Origin of the sequence: Amycolatopsis kentuckyensis (genome assembly GCF_002155975.1) — a bacterium.
GTDB classification, from domain to species: domain Bacteria; phylum Actinomycetota; class Actinomycetes; order Mycobacteriales; family Pseudonocardiaceae; genus Amycolatopsis; species Amycolatopsis kentuckyensis.
Map to the genome: position 1 here is coordinate 1 of NZ_MUMI01000691.1, position 3,963 is coordinate 3,963.

The window sequence follows — 3,963 nt, forward strand, 5'->3', positions numbered from 1 at the left end:
GTGGTCTGGTGCGGCGGACTGGTCGGGTCTTCGGTGCTCACAGCGTCGGCGTTCATCGCTCTCACGGATTCGGGACGGGGATTCGGGACGGGGAAGCTCGTCGGCCTCCACCAAGATCTTCGGCCCTCGAGGCCGGATCGTTAACCGTTTCGGCCCGAATTAGACCGATCGATTCTTGATGACAGCGGGAGGTTTCGGAGCGTGAACGGAATGTTAATCGTCCATTGTGGACATCTTTTGGGCGGCCTCCGGACCGGGCCGCCTGCCCGCTGTTGTAATCTCCGGCACACCCGTGGCTCCACGGGGACCGACCGGGGAGGAAGGATCGCGGTGCCCCACCCGACCACCACGAGGACGTGGCTCGTGGCCTGCCTCGCCCTGCCCGTCCTCGCCGCCTGCTCCGGGGACCCCGCCGCGCAGGCTCCCCCGGCTCCGCCGCCCGCCTCGACGGCACCGTCCGCGACGACGTCGGCCGGCACCCCGCCGCCTCCGCCCGGCGCCACCGGCAGCGAGTCCGCGCCGGCCCCGGTGACCAGGCCGTCCGGGCCGCCGCCGTCGGTGCCCGGGTCGTGCGGGACCGTCGCCGCCGCCAGCGGGCTGACGCTCTACGTCTTCGACAGCGGTGCCGCCGGGGTCAGCTGCGTCGCCGCGACGAAGCTGGTCGGCGACTTCCACCGCAAGATCACCGGCCGCCAGGGCGCCGGCTCGAACGACGCGGTGAACGAGACCGTCGACGGCTGGCTGTGCACCTCCGGGCCGCCCGCCGCCCAGGGCGGCACCACCTGCACCAAGGGCGAGCAGACGGTCTTCGCCGCCGTCGTGCCGTCCGAATGACCCCGTTCCTCCTCGCGCTCCTGAAGGGTCCATGAAGACACTCGCCTACCCCCTGCTGCTCGTCGCCGCGGCCGCCGCGCTGGCCGGCTGCGGCAGCGACCCGGCGCCCGCCGCGCCCTCTTCCGAGGCACCCGTCCCCGCCGCGGCCGCCGCGGCCGGGTCGACGGCCCCCGGCGTGCCCTGCGGCGACGTCAGCGGCACGGGCGGCGCGAAGACGGCCGTCGTCGCGCACGGCAAGGTCGACTGCGCCGCGGCGACGAAGCTGCTCGAGAACTACTTCGCGAAGCTGACCCCGGCCGAGGCGAACGACGCCGACGGCCCGGGCCCGATCGTCCTCGACGAGTGGACGTGCGGCAGCGGCGCGAACGACCCGGTGACGGCGTGCTCGACCGAGGACGGCCGCCAGGTCGAGGGCACCCGCAGCTGAGTCTCAGGACTTGAGGTCCGGGAAGTCCTCCTCGCGGTACTCGGTCCCCGTGCCCCGCGCGGGGTCGCTCTCGCGGCCCCGCAGCTCGACCCGGCGGATCTTGCCCGAGATCGTCTTCGGCAGCTCCGCGAACTCGAGCCGCCGGATCCGCTTGTACGGCGCCAGGTGCTCGCGGCAGTACGCCAGGATCGACCGCGCGGTCGCGGCGTCCGGTTCGAAGCCCGAAGCCAGCACGACGTACGCCTTGGGCACCGCCAGCCGGATCGGGTCGGGGGCCGGGACGACCGCCGCCTCGGCCACCGCCTCGTGCTCGATCAGGACGCTCTCCAGCTCGAACGGCGAGATCCGGTAGTCCGACGCCTTGAACACGTCGTCGGTGCGCCCGACGTAGGTGATGTAGCCGCGCTCGTCGATCGAACCGACATCGCCCGTGTGGTAGAAGCCGCCGGCGAAGGCCGCCGAAGTGCGCTCGTCGTCGTCCGCGTACCCGGTCATCAGGCCCACCGGCCGGTGCGCGAGGTCCAGGCAGATCTCGCCCTCGGACGCACGCTCGCCGCTGACCGGGTCGACCAGCGCCACCACGAAGCCGGGCAGCGGGCGGCCCATCGAGCCTGGCACGACGTCCTGGCCCGGCGTGTTCGCGATCTGGACGCTGCTTTCGGTCTGGCCGAAGCCGTCGCGGATGGTGACGCCCCAGGCCTTCTCGACCTGGTCGATCACCTCCGGGTTGAGCGGCTCCCCGGCGCCCACCACCTTGCGTGGCGGCGTCTTCAGGGCCGTCAGGTCGGCCTGGATGAGCATCCGCCACACCGTCGGCGGCGCGCAGAAGCTGGTCACCCCGCACCGGTCCATCTGCGCCATCAGCGCACCCGCGTCGAACCGGCTGTAGTTGTAGAGGAACACCGTCGCCTCGGCGTTCCACGGCGCGAAGAAGTTGCTCCACGCGTGCTTCGCCCAGCCGGGCGAGGAGATGTTGAGGTGGACGTCCCCGGGCTCCAGGCCGATCCAGTACATGGTGGACAGGTGGCCCACCGGGTACGAGACGTGCGTGTGCTGCACCAGCTTCGGCTTCGCGGTCGTGCCGGAGGTGAAGTACAGCAGCAGCGGGTCGGCGGCCTTCGTCGGGCCGTCCGGGGTGTACTCCGGCGACTCGGCGAACGCGGCCGAGTACGTGTGCCAGCCCTCGACCGGCTCCCCCACCGCGATCCGGGTGTAGCCGCCCCCGACGCCGTCGAACTTCGGCGCGTCCACCGAGCGGACGACGACGTGCTTGGCCGCGCCGCGCTCGACGCGGTCGGTCAGGTCGGCCGGTCCGAGCAGCGTGGACGCCGGGATGATCACCGCGCCGAGCTTGATCGCGGCGAGGATCGTCTCCCACAGCTCGCCCTGGTTGCCCAGCATGAGGATCAGCCGGTCGCCGCGGCGGACGCCGAGCGAGCGCAGCCAGTTCGCCACCTGGTTGGACCGGCCGGACATCTCCGGGTAGGTCCAGCGGTTCTCGCGGCCGTCCTCCTCGACGATCCACAGCGCGTACCGCTCCGCGTTGTCCGGGTCGTGCGCGACGACGTCGAACCAGTCGATCGCCCAGTTGAACTCGTCGAACTCCGGCCAGGCGAAGTCGCGGTACGCCGTGTCGTAGTCCTCGCGGTGGGCCTGCAGGTAGTCCCGTGCGACGCGGAACGCGTGGTGGACGCTCACCCTGGTCTCCTCTACTCGCCCTTGAACTCCGGCGGGCGGCGCTCCATGAAGGCCTGGACCGCTTCGCCGAGGTCCTTGCTGGGCAGGAACGCCGAGTTCCACGCCGCGACGTACCGGAGGCCGTCGGCGACCTGGCGCTCGGTGTTCGCCGCCAGTACCTGCTTCGTACCCTGCACCACCAGCGGCGGGTTCGCAGCGATCTCGCCGGCGAGTTCGCGCGCGGCCTTCAGCAGCGCGTCCTGGCTCTCGTAGACGTCGTTGACCAGGCCGATCTTCTCGGCTCGGGCGGCGTCGACGTCCTTGCCGGTGAGGGCGAGCTCGCGCAGGTGCCCCTCGCCGATGATCGAGGCGAGCCGCTGGAGGCTGCCGAGGTCGGCGACGATGGCGACGCGCACCTCGCGGACGCTGAACTTGGCGTCGGCGCTGGCCAGGCGGACGTCGGCGGCCGCGACGACGTCGACCCCGCCGCCGATGCACCAGCCCGAAACGGCCGCGACGACCGGTTTGCGGCAGTCCGCGATCGAGCTGACCGCCGCCTGCAGCGACCGGACCTGGTCGAGGAACGCCGTCCGCGGGCCGGCCAGGCTGTCGCCGCCCAGCATCGGTGCCCAGTCGCCCATCATCGCGGGCAGGTCGAGGCCGTAGGAGAAGTGCTTGCCGCTGCCGGTCAGCACCACGGCCCTGACCTGCGGGTCGGCGTCCAGCGCGCGGAACACCAGGGGCAGCTCGCGCCAGAAGTCCGGGCCCATCGCGTTGCCCTTGGACGGGCCGAGGAGCGTCACTTCGGCCACAGGGCCGTCCACGTCGACCTTGAGGGACACGAGGTCGGGCAGACTGTCAGCAGTAGCGGTCATGGGGTCATCTTGACCCATGCCCGCGGACGCCCGCCATTGGCACCTTGTCAATTGACCGCCCGGTCACCGTGCCAAGCTGGTCGGGGGATGCTTTCCTGAAAGAGACTCGCACCCGACCGGGGAGGACGGTGGGACATGAGCCCGGCCAGC

The 3,963-nt window shown here is 71.8% G+C and carries 4 protein-coding genes; 2 read left to right on the forward strand and 2 right to left on the reverse strand.

The genetic code is table 11. The features are described from left to right. Positions 1 to 330: 330 nt before the first annotated feature. Complete coding sequence (locus tag CCN39_RS45715) at positions 331 to 834, forward strand: hypothetical protein (protein WP_086853204.1); 504 nt, start codon at positions 331 to 333, stop codon at positions 832 to 834. A gap of 31 nt (positions 835 to 865) precedes the next feature. Continuing rightward, positions 866 to 1,261 (forward strand): hypothetical protein, encoded by a 396-nt coding sequence (locus CCN39_RS45720; protein WP_086853205.1) that lies wholly within the window; start codon positions 866 to 868, stop codon positions 1,259 to 1,261. A gap of 3 nt (positions 1,262 to 1,264) precedes the next feature. Here CCN39_RS45720 and CCN39_RS45725 read toward each other — a convergent pair whose 3' ends face one another. Together CCN39_RS45725 and CCN39_RS45730 are read right to left on the reverse strand one after the other, a co-directional pair. Then, positions 1,265 to 2,959, reverse strand: a complete 1,695-nt coding sequence (locus tag CCN39_RS45725; protein ID WP_086853207.1) for an AMP-binding protein — start codon at positions 2,957 to 2,959, stop codon at positions 1,265 to 1,267. A gap of 11 nt (positions 2,960 to 2,970) precedes the next feature. Beyond that, entirely contained in the window at positions 2,971 to 3,813 is an 843-nt protein-coding gene (locus tag CCN39_RS45730; RefSeq protein ID WP_086853209.1) for a crotonase/enoyl-CoA hydratase family protein, read from the reverse strand. Positions 3,814 to 3,963 lie beyond the last annotated feature (150 nt).

Bases quoted from the DNA above. Each gene is read 5' to 3' on its own strand.
- CCN39_RS45720 (WP_086853205.1), top strand. From the start codon at position 866: ATGAAGACACTCGCCTACCCCCTGCTGCTCGTCGCCGCGGCCGCCGCG.
- CCN39_RS45730 (WP_086853209.1), bottom strand. From the start codon at position 3,813: ATGACCGCTACTGCTGACAGTCTGCCCGACCTCGTGTCCCTCAAGGTC.